This is a genomic window from Streptomyces sp. NPDC042346, assembly GCF_055581845.1.
Genome location: NZ_JBVJEH010000012.1, coordinates 252,749 through 275,019, shown reverse-complemented (window position 1 = coordinate 275,019; position 22,271 = coordinate 252,749). Strand labels below are relative to the sequence as shown.

Here is a 22,271-nt window from a genome sequence, read left to right as displayed (position 1 = left end):
CGGAACCGTATCAGGAGGTTGACGCAGCATGTCCGTACTGGAACGCGCCAGGGAACTCCAGCCCGATCTCGTGCGGCTCCGCCGCTCGCTGCACCGGCAGCCGGAGCTCGGCCTCCGGCTGCCGCGTACGCAGGAGAAGGTCCTCGCCGCGCTCGACGGTCTCCCCCTCGAGATCACGCTGGGCCGGGAGCTGACCTCGGTCACGGCCGTGCTGCGCGGCGGCCGTCCCGGCGGGGCGGTGCTGTTGCGGGGTGACATGGACGCACTGCCGGTGGACGAGCTGACGGGCGTGGAGTACGCCTCCGAGCTGCCGGGACGGATGCACGGCTGCGGGCACGACCTGCACACCGCCGGACTCGTCGGCGCGGCGACGCTGCTCGCGGATCGCCGGGAGAGCCTCCAGGGCGACGTGGTGTTCATGTTCCAGCCGGGCGAGGAGGGGCACAACGGTGCAGGCGCGATGATCGACGAGGGTGTCCTGGGCGCGGCGGGCAAGCCGCTCGACGCGGCCTTCGCCCTGCACGTCTCGGCCAATCGGCTGCCCGGCGGCTGGATCGCGTCCCGGCCCGGCACGGTCATGACGGCATCCGACGTCCTGCGGGTGACGGTTCGCGGCGAGGGCGGGCACGGTTCGGCTCCGCACCACGCCAAGGACCCCGTGCCGGCCGTCTGCGAGATGGTGACCGCGCTGCAGAACTGGGTGACGCGCACCTTCGACATCTTCGACCCGGTGGTGGTCACCGTCGGGCGGCTGCACGCCGGCACGCAGCAGAACGTCATCCCGGACACGGCCGAGTTCGAGGCGACCGTACGCAGTTACTCGGAGGCCAACCACGAGCGGCTCGCCGCGGGGCTGCCGCGCCTGGTGCGCGGGATCGCGGCCGCACACGGCCTGGACGTGGAGGTGGAGTACGAGATGCTCTATCCGGTCACCGTCAACGAGCCGGCCGCGACGGCGTTCGCGCTGGACACGGCGCGCGAGCTGTTCGGCCCGGGAGAGGTGTGGGAGGCGCCGCAGCCGGCCAGCGGTTCGGAGGACTTCTCCCTCGTACTGAACAAAGTGCCCGGCGCGATGCTGCTGGTCGGCGCGGCGCCCGAAGGCGTGGACGTAGCGAAGGCGCCCCAGAACCACTCCCCGCGGGCGGTCTTCGACGACCGGGTGCTCCACCGCCAGGCGGCACTGCTCAGCGAGCTCGCGGAGCAGCGGCTCGCCGCTGGGGCGTCGGCATGACGGCCCCGCGCGGGACGGGCGAGGCGGCGGCGCCCCGGGTGACCGCCGTGGTGGGCCTGCTCGTCGTGTTCGAGCTGGTCAGCGGCTTCCTCCAGGGTTCGGCGCCGGCGCTGGTGCCGGCGGTTCAGGACTGGCAGTCCATCAGCGCGTCCCAGGCGCAGTGGTACATGGCGGTGCAGTTCCTGTCGGCCGCGGTCGCGGTGCCGGTGTTCGGGCGGCTCGGAGACCTGTACGGGCACCGTCGGCTCACCCGGGTCGCGCTGGTCTGCGTCGCGGCGGGCACCGTCCTGGTGGCTCTCGCACCGAACCTGACGGTGCTGCTGGTGGGCCGTGCCTTGATGGGCCCGCTGGCGGCGCTGTTGCCGCTGGAGATCGGGCTCGTACGGGACCGGCTCGACCTGGAGGGCGGGCGACGGGCGGTGGGGCTGCTTGTCGGCGCGCTCACCCTCGGCTCGCTCCTCGGGCATGCTCTGGTGGGCCCCCTGCTCGCCCTCACCGGTGGCATCCGGCTCACGCTCTCGGTCCTCGCCGCGCTCGCGTGTGCCTGCCTGGCCCTGTCGTACTGCGCCATCCCGGAGTCCCGGACGCTTGCGCCGGGCCGGATGGACTGGTCGGGGGCGCTGCTGCTCGGCCTCTCGCTGCTGCTGCTCCTCGGCACGACGGCGCGCGGCGCGACCTGGGGCTGGACCTCTCCGCTCACCCTGGGCGGTATCGCGCTCTCCCTGGCCCTGCTGGCCTGGTGGGTCCGGCTCGAACGGGACCGACCGCACGCCCTGGTCGACGTCCGGGCGGTGGCCCGCCGCCAGTCCGCGCCTTACTACGTCTCAGGCTTCCTTTTCGGCGCGGTGATGCTGGGCGGGCAGGCGGTCGGCATCTCGTATCTGGCCGCGTCCACGGCCGACGAGGGGTACGGGTTCGGGCTCACCACCTGGGAGATCAGCGCATGGGGCGCGGTGCCGCATGTGCTGGCGTTCACCGGGGCGAGCCTCGTCGCCCGGGTGGCGGCCCGCACCGGCTACCGCCGGATGCTGCTGCTCTCCTTCGCACTGATGGCGGCGGGGAACGTGGGGCTGATCGCCACGCACGCCGCGCTGCCACTGTTCGCCCTGGCGTCCGCCGTCGCCGGCTTCGGCATGGGCCTGGCCCTGGGCGGCCTGCCCACCCTGATCGTGGAACGCAGCGCCACGGACCGTACGGCGAGTGCTACCGCCGTCTACAACAACCTGAAGACCCTGGGCGGCAGTGTCGCGGGCGCGGGCTCGGCGGTCGTCCTCGGCTCGCTCGTCGTCGGGGGTACGGAGGTCCCGGCGCTCTCCGCTTATCTGACGATCTGGGGGCTGAGCGCGCTGCTGTGCGTGGGCGCTCTGATCCTCCAGATGCTGACCGGTCGTGAGGCGCATGCTCCGGGTGCGACGGGGAGTCCGGCTCCGGCGCGCGTATGACGGGCGGTACGGCCACGCCGGGCCTCGGTCGGACGGTTTGAACGCGACGTTCCGCCGCGGTACCGCACTCGACGGGCAGATCGCCGCCGCGCGCCGTGAACTCTCCGGCGCTGAAACGGTGTTCGGCTTCGGCCCGGCGATGGGCAGCGAGGACTTCTCCCTGCCGGCACCCGACGGCGTCCCGCGCCACTACGGGTACGTCACCTCGACCCCGGCCGACGTGTGGGAGGCGGTCCCGGCACGGACCTGGCCGAGAGGATCGGCGAGGTGCCGGGGAAGACGACGGGGGAGGCGTAGTGGACGATCACCAAGTCGAGCGCGGGGAAGCGCACGCGGCGGGGGTAGCCGTCGGGGACGCCGGAGACGATGGTCGGGGCGACGGCTTCCGGCACGATCTGGCGGTCGCCGATCGCACCGCCGCAGCGGATCATCTCGCCGAGGCGGGCCAGGTCGCGGGCGGTGGCGCTGAATCCGCCGCAGGAGACCTCGGAGCCCTCCGTGCCGAGGAGGTAGTACGCGTCCTCCTCGGTCGCCGATGCAGGACCAGACCATCTCGGACAGCAGGGCCGAGGTGGTGGTGCCGGTGACACGGCGCAGGGCCTCGACGTTGTCGTTCTCGTAGCGGAAACCGGTTCCCGGCGTGCCGGTCGCCTGTGCGGTGGCGAGGACAGCGAAGGAGCGCTGGGCTTCGAGTGCCTTGTCGTACGGGCGGCCCGCGTAACTCATCTGCGTGCCCATGTGGAGGAGGTGGTCGACCTGGGCTTCGCCGAAGGCGGTGCCGGCGAGCTCGGGGACGTACGTGTCGACCCCCGTGAGCGTGCGGGTCTGACCTCGTGGTCTCGTGAACGCGAGGCCGTCGAGGGCGCCGGTCGGCGCGGCGGGCAGTGCGGCGCCGCCTGAGCCTCGCCAGACATGGCGGCTCGGAATGAGTTCTCGACCCGAGTGGTATGCCGTCGGGCCCAGGCGGGATCCGTGTAGCCCCGCGCCCACACGAGGTCGGCCAAGGAGGGAATGCCTGCCACGCGCCCGCTCCGCTTTTTCGGTCGTGCGCCGACTGGGCTCGTTACCGTACATCTTGTCCGGTAGCTCGACCAGGCGTGACAAGGGGGAACGCGTCAGGGCGCACGGGGAAGGCGCGGCTCAGGGAGTGAGGTCGAGGGCTCCGGGGGCGTCGGACGGGGCGAGTCCGGTGGCCCAGACGCGGCCGTACACCGAGAGGTCGCGCAGGTGGGCGGTGATCTCGGCGGCGCTGTAGCCGGTGTCGTTCTCGACCCACCAGGTCAGCAGGCCGATGAGTTCACCGGTCCAGGCCCGGGCGACGACGTCGAGGGGGATCCTCGGTGTCACCGCGAGCTGCTCGGCCCGTGCGCGGAAGGCCGCTTCGGCGTGCGCGCGGATGAGGTCGGTGAACTCGCGCAGGGCCCGGCCGTCGCCCTCGCCTCGAAGGACTACCTGGTAGACGGGTTTCTCCTGCTCGGCGTGTTCGAAGATGTACTTCACCGGCAGTCCGGTGAAGCCCTCGGCGTGCGCCTGTCGGACCGCCGGCAGGAGGCGGTCCCGGTCCTCGGCGAGGTCGCGGACGATGCCGACCAGGAGGTCCTCCTTGTCGCGGTAGTGAGCGTAGAAGGTTGCCCGGCCGACGTCGGCACGTTCGGTGATCTCCTCGACCGTGATCGCGTGGAACCCCTTCTCCAGGACCAGTTCGACCAGGGCCTGGCGCAGTGCGGCCCGCGTCCTGCGGACGCGGCGGTCTCCCGCGGGCTTCATGTCCACTTCGTTTCCTTCTCGTCCGAACCGTTGACCTGACCCTAACGCTGCCTTTACGTTTCCGCACACCAAGCTTGCTACCGGACAGACTGTTCGGAAACTCTGGAGGTGCGATGAACTTCGGGCGGTACGTACGCCGGACTGCCGGCCACCAACCCGATGCCGAGGCGGTGGTCTGCGGACCCGTGAGGCTGACGTACGCGGAACTCGACGAACACAGCGACCGGCTCGCGACGGCCCTGCGCGCGCTCGGCCTGAGCCGGGGCGACCGGGTGGCGACCCTCGCGGGCAACCGCGCGGAACTGGTCGTCACGGAAGTCGCCCTCTACAAGGCCGGCTTGGCCCGGGCGCCGATCAACGCCAGGCTCGGAGCCGCCGAGGTGGCTCACCTGCTCGCCGAGTCCGACGCCAGGCTCCTGCTGGCGGACGCGGCCCATCTGGACATCGCCCGCTCCGCCGTGCCCGGCACGGCAGTGAGAACCGTCCTCGGCTACGACGGCCCGAGCGATCTCGGCCCGGGGTATGCCGAGACCCTCGCGGGCATCGAGCCGGAACCCGTCGAGACGGAGTGCGGCGAGGGTGACATCGCCGTCCTGCACTTCACCTCGGGGTCCACCGGCAAGCTCAAGGCGGCAGTCCAGACCTACGGCAACCGGCTCGCCCTGATGCGCAAGTCGGCGATGAGCGCCGACACCCGGGTGGGCCCCGGAGACCGGCAGATCCTGGCCGGGCCGGTCACCCACGCCTCCGGCATGCCGCTGATGGGCATCTTCTTCGCCGGCGGCTGTGCGATCGTGCTGCCCCGCTGGGACGCCGAGGAGTTCCTCGCCACCGTTCAGCGCGAGCGCGCCACCCATGCCTTCGTCGTGCCGACGATGGTCAACACCGTCCTCGCGTTGCCCAACGCCCGCGACTACGACCTCTCCACCCTCCGCCAGCTGATCTACGGCGCCGCGCCGATGTCACCGGCCCGGATCAGGGCCGCCTGGGACCTCTTCGGCCCTGTCCTGTCCCAGGGATACGGGTGTGGCGAGACCACCTCCGGCGTGCTCTTCCTCTCCACGGAGGACCACCGGCGGGGGATCGAGGGCGAGGACGAGGAGCTGCTGCTGTCCTGCGGCCGTCCGCTCGCCGAGGCCGAGGTCGCCATCGTCGACGACAGCGGACAGCCCGTCGCCGACGGAGAGATCGGAGAGATCGCCGTCCGCGGCCCCGATGTCGTCCCCGGCTACCACAACGAGCCGAACCTCACCGCGGAGATCTTCCGGGACGGCTGGTTCCTCACCGGCGACCTTGCCCGCCGCCGTTCCGACGGCTACGTCTTCATCGTCGACCGCAAGAAGGACATGATCGTCTCCGGCGGGTTCAACATCTACGCCGTCGAGGTGGAGTCCGTCCTGCACCAGCACCCCGGCGTCTACGAGGCCGCCGTCGTCGGCGTCCCGGACGAGCAGTGGGGCGAGGCCGTCAAGGCGGTCGTCGTGACGCGCGACGGAGCCACCCTCACCGAGGCCGACCTCATCGACTTCTGCGCCGAGCACCTGGCCCGCATGAAGAAGCCCCGCTCGGTCGACTTCGCCGCGGCCCTGCCCCACAACCCCAACGGCAAGATCGACCGCCGCGCCATCCGCGACCGCTACTGGGCGGGCGCCGAGCGCCACGTCAACTGAACAGGACCCCTGGCATGCCTTTCACCCTCGAACCCTCCTACGACGACAATCCGCGCCTCCAGGACCTCGTCGTCCGACTGCGCGCCTACCTCCGCGACGAGCTCATCCCGTACGAGCGCGAGCACGGCATCACCCCGGAGACCAAGCTCGACCGCACCACCCTCGAACACGTCTGGAAGCGCAGCGCGGAACTCGGCTTCTACGGCATCAGCCTGCCCCCCGAACTCGGCGGCCAAGGCCTGAGCTTCTACGAACTGTGCGCCCTGAAGGAGGAGATGACCGCCTCCGGTGCCGCGCTCTCCCACTCGGTCCTCGGCGACATGGGCGGTCCGCTGCGTGTCGGCGCGATCGTGAAGTACGCCACCGAGCAGCAGCGGGACCGCTATCTGATGCCCGTCGTCCGAGGCGAGCGGGCCTGCTGCTTCTCCATCACGGAGGAGGACGCGGGCTCCGACGTACGCCGCATGACGACCACCGCCACCCCGGACGGGGACACCTACGTCCTCAACGGCAAGAAGGTATTCAGCTCGGCCGCCCCCTTCGCGGACTTCGCGATCGTCGTCGCCCGCATGGCCGGCACCGAGGAGGCGTACAGCGCGTTCCTCGTCGACCTGGACACCCCCGGCTGCACGGTTCTCGAAGGCGAAGTGCCCATGTCCGGGCAGCAGATGGAGGGCGACCTCGTCTTCGAGAACTGCCGGATCCCCGCCGGCAACCTCCTCGGTGAGGTCGGTCAGGGCCTGCGCATCGGCATCGGCCGCATCACCCTCAACCGCCTGCTGCACTGCCCGTCCCTCATCGGCGCCGCCCGCCGCGCCTGGGACCTGTCGGTCGAGTACGCCACGAACCGCGTCGTCTTCGGCCAGCCGCTCCTCGCCCATCAGGCCATCCACCACAAGATCGCCGAGATGGCCACCGAGATCTACGCCGCCCGCGCGATGGTGATGAACACCGCAGCGAAGGCCGACCGGGGCGACAACGTCTCCGTCGAGGCCAACATGTGCAAGCTCTTCACCTCCGAGGCGTCGTTCCGCGTCGCCGACCAGGCGGTCCAGATCCATGGCAAGGCCGGGCTCACCCGAGGCCACGAGGTCGAGCAGATCTTCCGCAGCCTGCGGATGTTCCGGATCGTCACCGGAACCACCGAGATCCACAAGAACGCCATCGCCAAGGGCCTGATCTGACCGACCCCTTGGCGCCCAGGGCGGTGCCGCGGGCCCCCGCTTCGGCGAGCGGGTCCGCGGCCACGGGGACAACCGCCCACCTGTACGAACCCCTGCTCCACCCGCATCCGCAGGAGTCGCCCCATGGCACCCCGTACCGCCGCCGCGCAGTCCCGGCACATCGCCGCCCCGGCACCCGACCGCCGCAGAGCCTGGCTGATCATGGCGATGATCGTGGCCTTCATGGTCATCAACTACGCCGACAAATCGGTCCTCGGCCTCGCCGCCGTCCCGATCATGGAGGAACTCGAGCTCAGCAACAGCACCTACGGCCTGATCTCCAGCTCCTTCTTCTTCCTCTTCAGCGTCTCGGGACTCCTCGTCGGATTCGTCTCCACCCGGATCTCCAGCAGGGTGCTGTTGCTCGTCATGACCGTGTTGTGGGCCGTGGCCCAGCTCCCGGTACTCGTGGTGGCCACGGTCCCGACCCTGATGGCCGGCCGCATCCTGCTCGGCGCCGCCGAGGGACCGGCCGCGTCCATGTCCATGCACGCTCTCTACAAGTGGTTCCCGCCGGAGCGCCGCGCCCTGCCCTCGGCCCTCCAGATCGGCGGGGCGGCCCTGGGCACACTCATCGCGGCGCCCGTGGTCACCTGGCTGATCGACGGCTTCGGCTGGCGCTCCGCGTACGCCGTCCTGGCGGTCGTCAGCGCCTGCTGGGCGCTGGTGTGGTGGCGCGTCGGCCACGACGGTCCGTACGACCACAAGCACATGGCCGCCGGATCCGGCGGGCTCCGGCTGCCGTACCGCAAGATCCTGCTGACGGGCACCGTGCTCGGCAGCATCGCCAGCGCTTTCGGAGCGGCGTGGGCGCTGTCCCTCAGCCACGCCTGGCTGCCCGCCTACTTCAGGACGCAGATGGACATGTCGGCGGCGGCCTCCGCGACCGCCATCAGTGTCATGTCCGGCTTCGGACTGGTGCTGCTGCTGGCGGTCTCCCCGTTCGTGGACGCGTTGAAATCCCGTGGTGTGAGCAGCCGTTGGTCCAGCGGGGCGGCGCAGAGCATCGCCGTGTGCGTGGCCGGGTGCGCGATGACGGCGTTCCCGTTCGTCGACGCGTCCGGCCCCCGGCTGGTGCTGATCGCGGTGGCCTTCGGCGGTACCGCGATCGCCGTTCCCCTCCACTACATGACGACCGCGGAGGTCGTCCCTCCTGCCCAGCGCGGAGCCGTCTTCGGCATCGTCGCCGGTATCGGCACCTTGCCGGGACTCGTGGCGCCGTTCCTGGCCGGCCACCTCATCGACACGGCCGGCACCCCGGCCGCCGGCTACACCACCGCCTTCCTCGTCGCAGGCGCGGTGATGCTCGCGGCCGGCGTCTTCGCCCTGGCGGCCATCCGCCCGGACCGGGACGCCGTACGCCTGGGGCTCGGCGCCGGGCCGCAGTCGTTTGGATAGGCCGCCTCGCCCGCCCACAAGTTCAGCAATCACCTCAGGCGACAGCCACCGCCCAGGTGGCGCCGGGTTGTCACTGTCTGTGATGTGTCACAGAGGGCGGCGACATAGCGCGGTAGCGTCGAACGCAAGCGCCGGCAGGCTCCTTGCGGGAAGCGGAAGGCGCGGGCTGCCACTCGCTTCTCCCTGATTCTCCCCAGCGCTTATCGGAGGCCAAAAGCCCTGTTCAGGGGCGTGCCAGGGGCAGGGCGAGGAGATCACCCGGATCGCTTCTCCCCAGGGACTCCCCAGAGGCCGAAATGGGCGGTTCGTGCAGCAGGTGCAGAAGCAAACCGCGTGCGTGGCGCAAGTGGGGTCGATCGCTCCCTAGAGCCAGTCCCGCCGCTTGAAAATCACGTACAAACCGGTGCAAACAAGACCCATCAAGCCGATCGCGAACGGATAGCCGCCCGTCCAGTGCAACTCCGGCATGGAGTCGAAGTTCATGCCGTAGATGGTCCCAACGAGCGTGGGTGCAAAGAGAATTGCGGCCCAGGCCGAGATCTTCTTGATCTCCTCGTTCTGTTCGAAGCCGGCTTCCGCCAACGCGCGCATTTCCGCGTTCTGTTGTTGGGTGACCAGGGTCGCGTTGACCGTGAGGATGTCCGTCAGGGCCTGGCGGAAGCCGTCCACGCGTTCGCTGGTGTGGGTGACGTGGTCGGCGACGTCGCGGAGGTAGCGCTGGAGTTCCTCGTCCGTGCCGTACTTGGCGAAGCCCGCCATCAGGCCGTGGAGCATGCCCACCAGGGGGCGGGTGGCTCGTTGGAACTCGACCATTTCGCGGGAGAGTTCGTAGATGCGGCGGGAGACCGCCGGGTCGCCGCCGAAGACCTCCGTCTCGATCTCGTCGATGTCGTTCTGGACGCCCGCCACCACCGGGGCGTAGCCGTCGACCACCGCGTCGAGGATCGCGTACAGGACCGCTTCCGGGCCGAGGGCGAGGAGGTCCGGGTCCTCCTCCATGCGGCGGCGGACCGTGGAGAGGTCCGGGGCCGCGCCGTGGCGGACCGTGATGAGGAAGTCCGGGCCCACGAAGATGTGGAGTTCGCCGAATTCGACCTCCTCCTGGGCGTCCAGGTAGCGCGCGGCCCGCAGGACGACGAAGAGGGTGTCGCCGTACCGTTCCAGCTTGGGGCGCTGGTGGGCTTCCAGGGCGTCTTCCACGGCCAGTTCGTGGAGGTCGAACTCCGCTGCCAGGGAGTGGAGTTCCGCCTCCGTCGGGCGTTGCAGGCCGATCCACGCCATGCCGTCGGGGTGCTCGCGCAGCTGGCGGAACGTGTCCGCGAGCGTGGCGGGGGAGGAGACCCGCCGGCCGTCGCGGTAGAGGGTCGCCTGCACCACGCTCGGCTGGTCGGTGGCGCGCGGCGCCGACTCGGGCTCCAGCGGCGGTTCCGGATGGCGGCGCCAGGCCGCGCGGGGACGGCGGTCGGACACGGGCCTTCGCCTCCTATGAGTCGTGTGTGCCGTGGTGGTGGTGGTGGGCGAGTGTGGGGGAGAGTCTGCGGGGCTTTCGGCATGATATATGGCGGTTGTCGGTGCGGCTCGGGCTGTACTTCGGTATTGCGGACCGAATCTGTCCGCAAGGCCCAGTAGTTTCCTCGTATGGCCTCCACGACGAAGCACCCGGTCCTCTCCTCCCGCGCGCTGAACCGCGCCACCCTCGACCGTCAGCTCCTCCTCCGCCGTGCCCCGCTCGGCGTCGAGGACGCCGTGGACCGCCTGCTCGGCCTCCAGGCGCAGAACACCAAGCCCCCGTACTACGCGCTCGCCGCCCGCCTAGACGGGTTCGCGCCCGAGCAGCTGTCCGCGCTCATGGAGTCCCACGCCGTCGCCCGCATCGTGACCATGCGCTCCACCGTGCACACCCACACGGCCCGGGACGCCGTCGCCCTGCGCCGGCTCGTGCAGCCCGGGGCCATCGACCGGGAGCTCGCCATCTTCGTCGGCCGCGGGGGGCTCGACGGCGTCGACCTGGAGCGGCTCGCCGTGCTCTCCCGCGAGCTCGTCGAGGAGCGGCCCCGTACCCCCAAGCAGCTCCGCGACGAGCTCCTCAAGGAGTGGCCCCACGCCGACCCGCAGTCCCTCTCCCTCGCCGCCCGCTGTCTCCTCCCCCTCGTCCAGGCCACCCCGCGCGGCCTGTGGGGCCGTGCCGGGCAGGTCGCCCTCACCACCACCGACGTCTGGTTCGGGGACGCCGTCCCGGCGGAGGCCGCCGACACCGACGAGACCGTGCTCCGCTACCTCGGCGCCTTCGGGCCCGCCTCCGTCAAGGACATGCAGACCTGGTGCGGCCTGACCGGCCTCCGCGAGGCCTTCGACCGCCTCCGGCCCCGGCTGCTGGTGTTCCAGGACGCGCGCGGCACCGAGCTCTTCGACCTCCCCGACGCGCCCCGCCCCGACGAGGACACCCCGGCCCCGCCGCGGTTCCTGCCCGAGTTCGACAACCTGCTCCTGTCGCACGCCGACCGCACCCGGGTCGTCAGCCCCGAGATCCGCTCCCGCACCTGGCAGGGCAACCGCGCCTTCTCCGTCTTCCTTCTCGACGGCCTCGTCGCGGGGCTCTGGCGCCTTGAGGAGACGAAGGAGCGCACCACGCTCACCGTCGAGCCCTTCGCGGCCGTGACCCGCGCCCAGCGCGCCGAGCTCGCCGCCGAGGCCGAGCGGACCCTCCGGGTCATGACGCCGCCCGGCACTCCGTACGACATCGTCCACAAGGAGATCACGCACGATCGGGGCTGATGGAGGGGGTGGGTGGTGAAGGAGGGTGGTGAAGGGCGGGGAGTGAGGGGCGGGGAGTGAGGGGGCCCTACGGCAGCGCCCCCGCCCTGCGGGCCGCCACCACCGCCTCCAGGCGGGTGTGCGCGCCCAGCTTCCGCATCGCCGAGCGCAAGTAGCCCTTCACCGTCTCCGGCCGCAGCCCGAGGCGTGACGCCGCCGCCGCGTTCGTCGCCCCCGAGGCCACCGCCGCCAGGACGTCCTTCTCGCGCGACGTCAGCGACACCACCGGGCCCGCCGTCCCCGGGACCGGCGACGCCGCCGTGACCGAGGCCGACTCCAGACGGCCGCACACCGCGAGCAGCCGCTCCCGCAGCTCCGGATCCGCCACCCGGGGAGCCAGCGCGCGCAGCTCGCCGTGCGCCTGCCGCACCTCCTCCCAGGACGGTTCCGAGGGCGGCGGGGCCAGCAGCCGGCGGGCCTCGTCCCGTACCGCGAGCGCCTGCTCCACGTCCCGCGCCGCCGCCACCGCCGCGTCGAAGACCCGCTCGCCGATCGGCAGCGCGTCGCGCAGCGCCCCGTACAGCACCCCGCGCACCGTGCGCCGGACCACGACCGGTACGGCGATCACCGACCGCAGCCCCTCCGCGGAGACCGGCACGTCGTACTCGTGCGTGATGTGCCGGGCCGAGGGGTAGTCCGTCACCGCGCACGGCCGCGAGAGCGCCAGGCACTTGCCCCCGAGCCCCGAGCCGGCCGAGATCGCGAGCCCGTGCAGCGCCGGGGTCACCGCCCCGGTCAGCTCGGCGATCCGCAGCACGCGGCCGTCCTGGAGCAGCCCCCCGAACACCACCGGGAGACCGGTGGCACGGCGCATCCGCAGCAGCGCGCCGCGCAGCTCCACCGATTCGACGTGCTCGCGCACCGTTCACTCCCCGTCGTCCGTTGGGCCGGTCGGCTGGTTCACCCCCGAACGGGGGTAGTGAGACCTGGGTCACCGATTACACGATGTCCGGGACCTGTCCCGCAACGAGGAGGACACATGACCGCAGCGAGCGCGGCCGACGCGACGGAGACGTTCCGGGCGGCCCGGGACTTCCTGCTCCACCATCGCGAGGACTACGACACGGCGTACGAGGGCTTCGCCTGGCCCCGCCCCGACCGTTTCAACTGGGCGCTCGAATGGTTCGACGTCGTCGCCGCCGGCAACGACAGAACCGCCCTGCACATCGTCGAGGAGGACGGCTCCGAGACGCGGATCGGCTTCGCCGAGATGTCGGCCCGCTCGAACCGCGTCGCGAACTGGCTGCGCGCCCAGGGCGTGCGTGCCGGCGACCGGATCATCGTCATGCTCGGCAACCAGGCCGAGTTGTGGGAGACCATGCTCGCCGCGATGAAGCTGCGCGCCGTCGTCATCCCCGCCACCCCCCTCCTCGGCCCCGCCGACCTCCGCGACCGCGTCGAGCGCGGCCGCGCCCGCCACGTCATCGTGCGCGCCGAGGACACCGCCAAGTTCGACGACGTCCCCGGCGAATACACCCGCATCGCGATCGGCGGCGACGGGGTGAACTGGCTCGGCTACGAGCACGCCGCCCGGGAGTCCGCCGACTTCGAGCCCGACGGCGTGACCCTCGCCGCGGACACGCTGATGCTGTACTTCACCTCCGGGACGACCGCCCGGCCGAAGCTCGTCGAGCAGACCCACACCTCGTACCCGGTCGGGCACCTCTCGACGATGTACTGGATCGGCCTCAAGCCCGGGGACGTGCACCTCAACATCTCCTCGCCCGGCTGGGCGAAGCACGCCTGGTCCAACCTCTTCGCGCCGTGGAACGCGGAGGCGACCGTCTTCATCCACAACTACACGCGCTTCGACCCGGCCCGTCTGATGAGCGAGATGGACCGGCACGGCGTCACCAGTTTCTGCGCCCCGCCGACCGTGTGGCGGATGCTGATCCAGGCCGACCTCGGGCAGCTGAAGACCCCGCCGCGCGAGGTCGTCGCCGCCGGCGAACCCCTCAACCCCGAGGTCATCGAGTCGGTACGGCGCGCCTGGGGCGTCACCATCCGGGACGGCTTCGGCCAGACGGAGACCGCCGTGCAGGTCTCCAACAGCCCCGGCCAGCGGCTCAAGGAGGGCTCCATGGGCCGCCCCAGCCCCGGCTTCCGCGTCACGCTCGTCGATCCGGTGAGCGGCCGGGCGGACGTGGAGGAGGGCGAGATCTGTCTCGACCTGTCGGCCAACCCGGTGGGCCTGATGACCGGTTACCACGGCGACCCGGAGCGTACGGCCGAGGCGATGGCGGGCGGCTACTACCGCACCGGTGACATCGGCTCGCGGGACGAGGACGGGTACATCACGTACATCGGACGCGCCGACGACGTCTTCAAGGCCTCCGACTACAAGATCAGCCCCTTCGAGCTGGAGAGCGCCCTCCTGGAGCACGAGGCCGTCGCCGAGGCGGCCGTCGTCCCCGCCCCCGACCCGCTGCGGCTCGCCGTCCCCAAGGCGTACGTCGTCCTCGCGGCGGGCTGGGAGCCGGACGCGCGGACCGCGCAGGCCCTCTTCGACCACTCGCGCGCGGTCCTCGCCCCGTACAAGCGGATCCGGCGGATCGAGTTCGCCGAGCTGCCCAAGACCGTCTCCGGAAAGATCCGGCGCGTGGAACTGCGCCGGCTCACCGCCGAGGGCGGCGGCACGGAGTACACCGAAGGAGACCGGGGATGACGAACGCGCGGACCACGGAACTCTCGTACGCGCACGGGGTGTCCGGCACCGCCCTCCTCGGCGACACCGTCGGCGCCAACCTCGACCGGGCCGTCGCCGCCTGGCCCGACCGCGAGGCGCTCGTCGACGTCCCCGGCGGACGCCGCTGGACCTACGCCCAACTCGGCGCCGACGTCGACCGGTTGGCCGACGCGCTGCTCGGCAGCGGCGTCCGGAAGGGCGACCGGGTCGGGATCTGGGCGGTGAACTGCGCCGAGTGGGTCCTCGTCCAGTACGCCACCGCCCGCATCGGCGCGATCATGGTCACCATCAACCCCGCTTACCGCTCCCACGAGTTGGCGTACGTGCTGAACCAGGCGGGCATCTCCCTGCTCTTCGCCACGCTCGCCCACAAGACGAGCGACTACCGGGCCATGGTCGAGGAAGTACGCGGAGAGTGCCCGGAGCTGAGGGAGGTCGTGCACTTCGGGGACCCCAGCTGGGACGTCTTCCTCGCGCGTACGGCGGGGGAGCTGCGCCCCGAGCCGCTCTCCTGCGACGAGCCGGTCAACATCCAGTACACCTCGGGGACCACCGGCTTCCCGAAGGGGGCCACGCTCTCCCACCACAACATCCTCAACAACGGTTACTTCGTCGGGGAGATGATCGCCTACAGCGAGCAGGACCGGATCTGCATCCCCGTGCCCTTCTACCACTGCTTCGGCATGGTGATGGGCAATCTGGCCGCCACCTCGCACGGCGCCTGCATGGTGATCCCCGCACCGTCCTTCGAGCCCGCCGCCACCCTCCGGGCCGTGCAGGAGGAGCGCTGTACCTCGCTGTACGGGGTGCCGACGATGTTCATCGCCGAGCTGAACCTCCCCGACTTCGCCACGTACGACCTCTCCACCCTCCGCACCGGCATCATGGCCGGTTCGCCGTGCCCGGTGGAGGTGATGAAGCGGGTCGTCGCCGAGATGAACATGGCGGAGGTGTCGATCTGTTACGGCATGACCGAGACCTCGCCCGTCTCCACCCAGACCCGGCGCGACGACGACCTGGACCGCCGCACCGGCACCGTCGGCCGGGTCCTGCCGCACGTCGAGGTCAAGGTCGTCGACCCGGCGACCGGACTGACCGTGGAGCGCGGCGCGGCGGGGGAGCTCTGCACCCGCGGCTACAGCGTGATGCTCGGCTACTGGGACGAGCCGGAGAAGACCGCCGAGGTGATCGACGCGGGCCGCTGGATGCACACCGGTGACCTGGCGGTGATGCGGGACGACGGCTACGTCCAGATCGTCGGCCGCATCAAGGACATGATCATCCGGGGCGGGGAGAACGTGTACCCGCGCGAGATCGAGGAGTTCCTCTACGGGCACGCCAAGATCGCCGACGTCCAGGTCGTCGGCGTGCCCGACGAGCGGTACGGCGAGGAGATCCTGGCCTGCGTGATCCCCCGCGACCCGGCCGACCCGCCGACCCTGGAGGAGGTGACGGCCTTCTGCCGGGACCGGCTCGCCCACTACAAGATCCCGCGCAGGGTGGAGATCCTCACCGAGTTCCCCATGACGGTCAGCGGCAAGGTGCGGAAGGTGGAGCTGCGGCAGCGGTACGGGGAAGGTCGCTAGGGGGTGTCTTGCCGATCAGGCCGGGCTCGCGACGCCTGGCACCGCGCCTCGCCGCGTTGTCGTCGGTCGCCAACGCTCCGCGTTGACTCCCTCCTCCGCCTTGCGAGGCACGGCACCAGACGCCGCTCCCTGATCCGGCCTGATCGACAAGACACCCCCTAGGGCCTGTCCGGCGGATCATGGCCGGGGCCAGGGTGCTCGGTCGTGCGTGCGAAGGTGCGGTTACGCTCGGCGACATGCCGAACCGTGTTCCGTTCCATGAAGCGCTGCTGTCCACCGTGGGCACCCCCGAGCAGGTCACCCTCCTGGACAGCAGTCCGCGGTCACGGGTGTGGCGGGTGCGGCTGACCGGCGGGCGGCCGGTGATCGTCAAGCAGGTCACCGACGACGGGGACGCGGGTGCCGACGCGCACACGCGCTTCGAGCGGGAGCTCGCCGGGCTGAGCCTGGCGGGGCGGGCCTCCGGGCCCGCCGTGGCCCCCGAGGTGCTCGCCACGGACCCGTCCTCGCGGGTCATGGTCCTGGAGCACCTGGACGACCTCGGCAGGACGGACGACTGGATGCCGGGGTACGCCGAGTCGCTCGCCCGGCTGCACGCCCTGACCGGGCCCGCCGACGCGGGCGCACTCCCGGTCTGGTCGGGGCCCACCGCCGCCGACGCGGAGTCCTTCCTCGCCCTGGCCAGGGCGCTCGACGTGCCCGTACCGGCCGGCGTTCCCGAGGAACTCGCCGGTCTCCTGGAGCGGTTGGACCCCACCCCGCACCACGCGCTGCTGCACGGCGACCCCTGCCCCGGCAATGATCTGCGCACCGCCGACGGCGTCCGCTTCGTCGACTTCGAGCGGGCCTCCCTCGGCAACGGCCTGATCGAACTCGCCTACTTCCGCATCGGCTTCCCCACCTGCTGGTGTGCGATGTCGGTGACCGCGGCCCCGCTCGCGGAGGTCGAGGACGTCTACCGGACCACCTGGCGCGGCCTCACCGGGAAGGACGTGCCGGGTGACCTCGCCGACGCGTGCGCGGGCTGGCTGATCCAGGGCGACGCGCTCGTCGAGCGCGCCCACCGCGGGACGGCCGACCAGCTCGCCCGGGTGCCCGCCGAGGACTTCGAGTGGGGTTACGTCTCCGCCCGCGAGCGGCTCGTCCACCGCCTGGGCGTGGTCGCCGACATGACCCGCGACCACGATCACCTGCACGCCGTCGGCCGTCTCGGCTCCGCCATGGCCGACCGCCTGCTCGTCCGCTGGCCGAAGCTGCGTCCGCTGCCCACGCCCGACGCCCGCCCTTGGTTCTAGGGGCGGCGGGCGAGGGCGGGGGCGGGGAGCTTGAGGCGTAGGCCGGGCAGGGCCTAAGGGGCTTCCTGGGCCTCTTGGAGCTCTTGGGCCCCTCGGGGCTTGTGAACCCCCGGAGTCTCCTGGACCTCCCGGGACTCCTGAACCTTCGGGGGCTCCTGGACCTCCAGCGGCTCCTGGACCTCCCGGCGCATGCACACCCGGGGCCAGACCGACAGGCCGTGTGCCGCCTCCGCGTGGCTGATGGCGCGCAGCCCGTCCGTGAGCGCCGGGTCGGATTCGGCGAGCGGGCGGAAGCCGAGCCGGGTGTAGTACGGGGCGTTCCACGGGACTTCGGTGAAGGTCGTCAGGGTCAGTGCCGTCAGGCCCTGCTCCCTGGCGGCCGCCGCCAGGTGCTCGATCAGCGCCCGGCCGACGCCCCGGCGGGCGGCGTCCGGGTGCACCGACACCTGCTCGATGTGGGCGGAGCCGTCGACGGTGTCGGCGAGCAGATAGGCGACCGGACGGTCGGCCGCGTCCACCGCCACCCAGGCCCGGCCCTCGCAGCGGTACGCCTCCAGGACGTCCAGGGGCAGGGGGTCGTCGTCGGCGATCGCCGCCATGCCGAGAGAACGGAACGGCTCGCCCGCCGCCCGTTCGATGTCCTGGAGCAGCGGGAGTTCGGCCGGAGCGGCCGCTCTGATGCGCATACGACAGTATGGCGCGAGGTCAGGGAACGGTGCGGCCCGTCCCCCTGCCCGGCTCCGGGGGAGGCCTGATCTCGTCCGCCTCGCGCGGGCGGTCGAGCAGCCCGCCGTCCCGGGAGAACCGGGGCAGGAACAGGGCGAGCGCCGGATCCCCGTACAGCGCGACGTACAACTGGACGAGACGCCCGTCCGTCACCTCGCGCCGGTGGGCCGGCAGCGGATGCCGCTCCCGCAGGCCGGCGAGCAGGTGCCGCGCGGCCCGCGTCGCCGGCGGCAGGCGCAGCAGCGCCGCCGCGAGGAGGACCGGGAGCAGGGCGACCGCCACGACCACGATCAGGCCCGCACCGCCCGGTCCGCCGTCGCGCCCGTGGCGCGCCCAGCCCACGAGCAGTCCGGCGCCGACCGTCAGCGGGACGCAGGCGAGCAGGACGCGCGCGGCCCGCAGCCGGGCGGGCGGCCGCAGCAGACCGGCCCGGCCGAGCTCGCCGTGCAGGGCGTCCACGGCCCGCCGCGCCTCGGGCCGCAGGGCGAGCGCCCGCAGCGCCAGCGCCCGGTGCAGCGCCCCGTGCACCCCGAGCTGTACGGGATCTCGGGTCCGGCCCGGACCTCCGTTGGCCCGAATCGTACGTTTACGTCCCGCGGCGACCGCCCCGCGCTGGTGGAGCGCCACGAGCGCGACCGTGACGGCCGCCCGGCGCCCTCCCCGCAGCAGCGCGAGGGCCTGTGGCGGCGGCTCGTCGCCCGCGGTCCACGCCCCGCTTTCCTGGCTGCGGGTTCGCAACAGCGCGGCGGCGAGCGCCAGTTCCGCGCAGGCCACCCCGATGAACCACCACATCGCCGTCGACATGACGCCACCCCCCGAGGGTGTTGTGCCCGGGGGACCGTGATCGTCACGCGTGAATGGCCGGTTTCGGATGGCGAGGTGTTGTGGGCGGGGCTCGGCGGGGTGGGTTGAGGTGCGGTGGGGTGCGTTGGGGCGGGGACGGCGCCGGACGGGAGGGTCAGGCGCCGTCGGCGGCCAGCTCGTCGGCGGCGAGGTTGACGGGCTGCGGGGTGCCCGTCAGGTCGAGGACGAAGAGCGGGAGGCCGATCTCGGCGGCCCGCTTGCGCGCCTCCGGGGTGTAGCCGGCCAGCGAGAAGAACACGCTCACGCTCGTGGTGGGGGTGCTCAGGCCGTTGAGCCAGAGGCATTCGACGGCCCGCAGCCCGGCCGGCCGCGTGCTCGGATCCACCTGGGCGACGAGTCCCGGCGCCCGCAGGTCCACGCCGGAGGCGGGGCGGTCCTCGGGCTGGACCACGTCCCGGAAGCCGAGCCAGCGGAGGTACCCGGCGGCCGCGGCCACCGCGTCCCGCGCGGTCCGGATCGTCACCGGCCGGAAGGTACCCCGCATCGGAGCCGGGCGCGGGGCCGTGGGCGGCAGCGGGATGTGCGCGGGGTACCGCTCGGCGAACGTGCGGTGCGCCCGGGCCCGGGCCGGGACGTCCAGGCCACCCGGGACGTCCAGGCCACCCGGAACGCCGTCGCCCGAGACGCCGTGGTCCGGAGCCCCGTCGCCGGAAACGCCGTCGTCCCGGCCGGTCGGGCCCGAACCGAACCACTCCGAGCCGTGCTCGAACGCCCGGGGCCTGGCCGGACCGCCGGGGGCCTCCGGTTCCGGTCGGGCGCCGAAGGTCCCGCCTGCGGCCGTCGGCGGCGTGAGCCCCGGACCGCCGGGGTCACGGGGTGCCGCGTCCGGCGCGGTCGACCCGGCACGGCCGGGAGCCGAGGAGGGGAACGGGGACGGGGACGGCGACGGGGCGGTGTGCGGGGAGGAGGAAGGACCGGCCGGGGGAGGCGGGCTCTGCGGCGGACGCTGGGTCCGCGAGCTCGGCGCGGTGTGCGCGGTCGACGGAGTATGCGGCGTCTGCGGACCGTGCGGTGTCTGCGCACCGTGCGGGGGCTGTGGCGCCTGCGGGCTGTGCGGAGCCCGCGCCCCGGCGCGTCCGCCGCCCTCGGCCGGGTGCTGCGCCCCCGCCCCACCGTTCCCGTCGGACTCCGTGCCCACCGGCTGGACGGGGACCCGGAGGACCGTGCCGCAGGCGCAGCCGAGCTCCGGGTGGGGCCAGTCGTCCTCGCGGCCGCAGGCGCCGCAGCGGACGGTGACCCATTCGTCCGTCCAGTTCCGGTGCGTGATCGGCTCCGCCGTCGCGCCCGCCGTCACCGGAGGGGCGACGGGGCTTCCGCACGCGCAGGGAAAGACGGGCGCCGTGTACGCCTGCGTCCGCTGGCACTCCGGGCAGCGCACCGGTACCGACTCACCCACCACCGCGACCCCCTGTCGTTCCGCCCCCATCGTCCACCCATCGGCCACCTCGGGGGAGGGAGTTCGGCCACTTCGGTGATCCCGCGGGGCGGACTTCTCTTGACGGTTCTCCGGGACCCGACCTACATTGCTTCCGTATAGCAGAACAGTATTTCCGCATTACGGAAACAAGCCTCCCGGGCTCCCCGAGCCGCCGGGCACGCTTGCCTCCGACCGGCCGAAGCAGGAGCACTCCCATGCCTCGTATGACCGCCGCCGCAGCGGCCGTTGAGATCCTCAAGCGCGAAGGCGTCACCAACGCGTTCGGCGTGCCTGGCGCGGCGATCAACCCCTTCTACCGCGAGCTCAAGAACGTGGGCGGCGTCAGCCACACGCTCGCTCGTCACGTCGAGGGCGCGTCGCACATGGCCGAGGGGTACACCCGGGCCAAGGCCGGCAACATCGGCGTCTGCATCGGCACCTCCGGCCCCGCCGGCACCGACATGATCACCGGCCTCTACTCGGCGATCGCGGACTCCATCCCGATCCTCTGCATCACGGGCCAGGCCCCGGTCTCGAAGCTCCACAAGGAGGACTTCCAGGCCGTCGACATCGCGTCCATCGCCAAGCCGGTGACCAAGGCCGCGACGACCGTCCTGGAGGCCGCGCAGGTCCCGGGCGTCTTCCAGCAGGCCTTCCACCTGATGCGCTCCGGCCGCCCCGGCCCGGTCCTCATCGACCTCCCGATCGACGTCCAGCTGACCGAGATCGAGTTCGACCCGGAGACGTACGAGCCGCTGCCGGTCTACAAGCCGCAGGCCAGCCGCGCCCAGGCCGCGAAGGCGCTGAGCTTCCTCCTGGAGTCCGAGCGCCCGCTGATCGTCGCCGGCGGCGGCATCATCAACGCCGACGCCACCGACCTCCTCGTCGAGTTCGCCGAGCTGATCAACGTCCCGGTCATCTCCACCCTCATGGGCTGGGGCACCATCCCGGACGACCACGAGCTCGCCGCCGGCATGGTCGGCGTCCAGACCGCGCACCGCTACGGCAACGCGACCTTCCTGGAGTCGGACTTCGTCCTGGGCATCGGCAACCGCTGGGCCAACCGCCACACCGGTTACAACATGGATGCGTACACCAAGGGCCGGAAGTTCGTCCACGTCGACGTCGAGCCCACCCAGATCGGCAAGATCTTCGCCCCGGACTACGGCATCGCCTCCGACGCCAAGGTCGCGCTGGAGCTCTTCATCGAGATCGCCAAGGAGCTGAAGGCCGCCGGCAAGCTGCCGGACTTCTCCGCCTGGTCCGCCTCCGCGCAGGAGCGCAAGGCCACCCTCCAGCGCCGGACGAACTTCGACAACATCCCGATCAAGCCGCAGCGCGTCTACGAGGAGATGAACAAGGCGTTCGGGCCGGACACCCGCTACGTCACCACCATCGGCCTCTCCCAGATCGCGGCCGCGCAGTTCCTGCACGTCTACAAGCCGCGCCACTGGATCAACTGCGGCCAGGCCGGCCCGCTCGGCTGGACCATCCCGGCCGCCATCGGTGTCGCCACCGCCGACCCGGAGACCCCGGTCGTGGCGCTGTCCGGCGACTACGACTTCCAGTTCATGATCGAGGAGCTGGCGGTCGCCGCCCAGCACAAGGTCCCCTACGTCCACGTCCTCGTGAACAACGCGTACCTCGGCCTGATCCGCCAGGCGCAGGGCAACCTGGGCATCAACTTCGAGGTCAACCTCGAGTTCGAGAACATCAACACCCCGGAGATCGGCGTCTACGGCGTCGACCACGTCAAGGTCGCCGAGGGCCTGGGCGTCAAGGCCATCCGCGTCACCGACCCGGACAAGCTGGGCGAGGCCCTCGAAGAGGCGAAGAAGCTCGCGGTGGAGTTCCAGGTCCCGGTCGTCGTCGAGGCCATCCTGGAGCGCATCACCAACATCGCGATGAGCAAGACGGTCGACATGAGCGACGTCACCGAGTTCGAGGAGCTCGCGACCGAGCCCGGCCACGCGCCGACCGCGATCAAGCCGCTCAAGGTCTGAGACCTCAAGGCCCGAGACCTGAGGGTCTGAGGCTGAGACCTCAAGGCCCGAGACCTGAAGGTCTGATCCGGGAGCACTGACACGGCCCCCGTCCCGAGGAGCACCGGGACGGGGGCCGCCCCATGCTCATTCCCCAGGTCGCTCTCCGC

16 protein-coding genes and 1 pseudogene are annotated in these 22,271 nt (G+C 71.8%); 10 read left to right on the top strand and 7 right to left on the bottom strand.

Annotation, left to right across the window (positions count from 1 at the left end):
- Nucleotides 1-28: 28 nt before the first annotated feature.
- Together ACZ6K0_RS36570 and ACZ6K0_RS36565 are read left to right on the top strand one after the other, a co-directional pair.
- Nucleotides 29-1,231, top strand: a complete 1,203-nt coding sequence (locus ACZ6K0_RS36570; protein WP_469235700.1) for a M20 metallopeptidase family protein — start codon at nucleotides 29-31, stop codon at nucleotides 1,229-1,231.
- Complete coding sequence (locus ACZ6K0_RS36565) at nucleotides 1,228-2,673, top strand: MFS transporter (protein ID WP_376412187.1); 1,446 nt, start codon at nucleotides 1,228-1,230, stop codon at nucleotides 2,671-2,673. The genes ACZ6K0_RS36570 and ACZ6K0_RS36565 overlap by 4 nt, the downstream gene beginning before the upstream one ends.
- A 189-nt stretch (nucleotides 2,674-2,862) precedes the next feature.
- On the opposite strand, the gene ACZ6K0_RS36560 is transcribed toward ACZ6K0_RS36565, so the two are convergent.
- Nucleotides 2,863-3,747 (bottom strand): serine hydrolase, encoded by an 885-nt coding sequence (locus ACZ6K0_RS36560; protein ID WP_469235760.1) that lies wholly within the window; start codon nucleotides 3,745-3,747, stop codon nucleotides 2,863-2,865.
- Nucleotides 3,748-3,813: 66 nt separating this feature from the next.
- Nucleotides 3,814-4,440 (bottom strand): TetR/AcrR family transcriptional regulator, encoded by a 627-nt coding sequence (locus ACZ6K0_RS36555; protein ID WP_469235698.1) that lies wholly within the window; start codon nucleotides 4,438-4,440, stop codon nucleotides 3,814-3,816.
- 113 nt (nucleotides 4,441-4,553) lie between these two features.
- On the opposite strand from ACZ6K0_RS36555, the gene ACZ6K0_RS36550 reads away from it, so the two are divergent.
- From ACZ6K0_RS36550 to ACZ6K0_RS36540, 3 genes are all read left to right on the top strand, one after another.
- The gene (locus ACZ6K0_RS36550) at nucleotides 4,554-6,110 is read left to right on the top strand and encodes an acyl-CoA synthetase (protein WP_469235696.1); all 1,557 of its coding nucleotides are present in this window, start codon (nucleotides 4,554-4,556) and stop codon (nucleotides 6,108-6,110) included.
- Nucleotides 6,111-6,124: 14 nt separating this feature from the next.
- Complete coding sequence (locus ACZ6K0_RS36545; RefSeq protein WP_469235694.1) at nucleotides 6,125-7,294, top strand: acyl-CoA dehydrogenase family protein; 1,170 nt, start codon at nucleotides 6,125-6,127, stop codon at nucleotides 7,292-7,294.
- A gap of 123 nt (nucleotides 7,295-7,417) precedes the next feature.
- Nucleotides 7,418-8,731 carry an MFS transporter gene (locus ACZ6K0_RS36540; RefSeq protein WP_469235692.1) on the top strand — a complete coding sequence of 438 codons (1,314 nt, stop codon included), beginning with the start codon at nucleotides 7,418-7,420 and terminating at the stop codon, nucleotides 8,729-8,731.
- A gap of 363 nt (nucleotides 8,732-9,094) precedes the next feature.
- Here the strand turns inward: ACZ6K0_RS36540 and ACZ6K0_RS36535 are convergent, their stop codons facing one another.
- Nucleotides 9,095-10,201: a magnesium and cobalt transport protein CorA gene (locus ACZ6K0_RS36535; protein ID WP_469235690.1), complete on the bottom strand. Its 1,107-nt coding sequence runs from the start codon at nucleotides 10,199-10,201 to the stop codon at nucleotides 9,095-9,097.
- Nucleotides 10,202-10,369: 168 nt separating this feature from the next.
- On the opposite strand from ACZ6K0_RS36535, the gene ACZ6K0_RS36530 reads away from it, so the two are divergent.
- Nucleotides 10,370-11,506: a winged helix DNA-binding domain-containing protein gene (locus ACZ6K0_RS36530; protein WP_376407977.1), complete on the top strand. Its 1,137-nt coding sequence runs from the start codon at nucleotides 10,370-10,372 to the stop codon at nucleotides 11,504-11,506.
- A gap of 67 nt (nucleotides 11,507-11,573) precedes the next feature.
- Here ACZ6K0_RS36530 and ACZ6K0_RS36525 read toward each other — a convergent pair whose 3' ends face one another.
- A complete protein-coding gene (locus ACZ6K0_RS36525) occupies nucleotides 11,574-12,359 on the bottom strand; it encodes a helix-turn-helix transcriptional regulator (RefSeq protein WP_469235758.1) in 786 nt (261 codons plus the stop codon).
- Between the two features lie 165 nt (nucleotides 12,360-12,524).
- On the opposite strand from ACZ6K0_RS36525, the gene ACZ6K0_RS36520 reads away from it, so the two are divergent.
- The 3 genes from ACZ6K0_RS36520 (at nucleotide 12,525) to ACZ6K0_RS36510 (ending at nucleotide 17,112) form a co-directional block, all read left to right on the top strand.
- Complete coding sequence (locus tag ACZ6K0_RS36520; protein ID WP_469235688.1) at nucleotides 12,525-14,210, top strand: AMP-binding protein; 1,686 nt, start codon at nucleotides 12,525-12,527, stop codon at nucleotides 14,208-14,210.
- Nucleotides 14,207-15,817, top strand: coding sequence for an AMP-binding protein (locus ACZ6K0_RS36515; RefSeq protein ID WP_469235686.1), 1,611 nt, complete (start codon nucleotides 14,207-14,209; stop codon nucleotides 15,815-15,817). The genes ACZ6K0_RS36520 and ACZ6K0_RS36515 overlap by 4 nt, the downstream gene beginning before the upstream one ends.
- Before the next feature lie 236 nt (nucleotides 15,818-16,053).
- A complete protein-coding gene (locus ACZ6K0_RS36510) occupies nucleotides 16,054-17,112 on the top strand; it encodes a phosphotransferase (protein WP_376407970.1) in 1,059 nt (352 codons plus the stop codon).
- A gap of 53 nt (nucleotides 17,113-17,165) precedes the next feature.
- On the opposite strand, the gene ACZ6K0_RS36505 is transcribed toward ACZ6K0_RS36510, so the two are convergent.
- From ACZ6K0_RS36505 to ACZ6K0_RS36495, 3 genes and pseudogenes are all read right to left on the bottom strand, one after another.
- Nucleotides 17,166-17,798, bottom strand: coding sequence for a GNAT family N-acetyltransferase (locus ACZ6K0_RS36505; protein WP_469235684.1), 633 nt, complete (start codon nucleotides 17,796-17,798; stop codon nucleotides 17,166-17,168).
- Between the two features lie 19 nt (nucleotides 17,799-17,817).
- Nucleotides 17,818-18,642 carry a TIGR04222 domain-containing membrane protein gene (locus ACZ6K0_RS36500; RefSeq protein WP_376407965.1) on the bottom strand — a complete coding sequence of 275 codons (825 nt, stop codon included), beginning with the start codon at nucleotides 18,640-18,642 and terminating at the stop codon, nucleotides 17,818-17,820.
- Nucleotides 18,643-18,796: 154 nt separating this feature from the next.
- A pseudogene (locus ACZ6K0_RS36495) lies at nucleotides 18,797-19,255 on the bottom strand (hypothetical protein); the annotation flags it as partial.
- Nucleotides 19,256-20,334: 1,079 nt separating this feature from the next.
- Here ACZ6K0_RS36495 and gcl point away from each other — a divergent pair.
- Nucleotides 20,335-22,122, top strand: a complete 1,788-nt coding sequence (gcl, locus tag ACZ6K0_RS36490) for a glyoxylate carboligase (protein WP_376407960.1) — start codon at nucleotides 20,335-20,337, stop codon at nucleotides 22,120-22,122.
- Nucleotides 22,123-22,271 lie beyond the last annotated feature (149 nt).